A 927-nucleotide genomic window follows, 5' to 3' on the forward strand; every position below is an offset into this window, starting at 1 on the left:
CCGCCATCTCGTCGCCTCCGCCGTCAACGGGCTGAAGCCGCAGCGGGTCTCGATCGTCGACGAGGCCGGCCAGCTGCTCGCCGACGGTGCCCAGACCGATCCGGAGCAGGCGATCGGCGAAGAGCGCCGCGTCGCCTTCGAAAAGCGGATCCGCAAGCAGGTCGAGGACATCGTCTCCTCCGTGGTCGGAACGGGCCGCGCCCGCGTGCAGCCCTCCGCCGATTTCGACTTCAACAAGATCACCCAGACCTCGGACAAGTTCGATCCCGAGGGCCGCGTGCTGCGATCGAGCCAGACCCGCGAAGAGCAGAGCCAGACCGCCGACAGCAACGGCCAGGTCACCGTCAACAACGAGCTGCCCGGCAATCAGCAGAACGGCGGCTCGGCGGCGAAGGACCAGAGCAGGAAGACCGAAGAGACCAACAATTACGAGATCTCCCGCACCACCAAGACCGAGGTGACCGAGGCCGGCCGGGTCAACCGCATCTCGGTCGCGGTGCTGGTCGACGGCATCTACACCAAGAACGAGAAGGGCGAGCTCGCCTACACCGACCGCACCAAGGAGCAGCTCGACCGCATCGCCACGCTGGTGCGCTCGGCGATCGGCTTCGACCAGAAGCGCGGCGATCAGGTCGAGGTCGTGAACCTGCGCTTTGCCGACGCCCCCTCCACCACCCCGATCAGCGAGCCGACCGGCTTCCTCGGCATGCTCCAGTTCACCAAGGACGACGTCATGTACTTCGTCGAGCTCGGCGTCATGATGCTGCTCGGCCTCGTCGTGCTGTTCCTGGTGATCCGCCCGCTGGTCAAGCGCATCCTCGCGTCCGACGAGGTCGCCGCCGCCATCTCGGGCGTCCTCGCCGGCCCGGCGGCCTCGGAAGAGGGCGCGCAGGCCGCCAACGGTCAGCCGCTGCTGCCGGGCACGGC

Annotated in this window: 1 protein-coding gene; it reads left to right on the forward strand. The window is 68.0% G+C overall.

The genetic code is table 11. The annotated features are described in order from the left end of the window. A partial coding sequence (gene fliF / locus ACNFOC_RS54695; protein WP_416966354.1) for a flagellar basal-body MS-ring/collar protein FliF occupies positions 1 to 927 on the forward strand: 927 nt, incomplete at both ends.

The sequence above is a fragment of the Streptomyces colwelliae genome (genome assembly GCF_048158785.1).
Classification (GTDB): domain Bacteria; phylum Actinomycetota; class Actinomycetes; order Streptomycetales; family Streptomycetaceae; genus Streptomyces.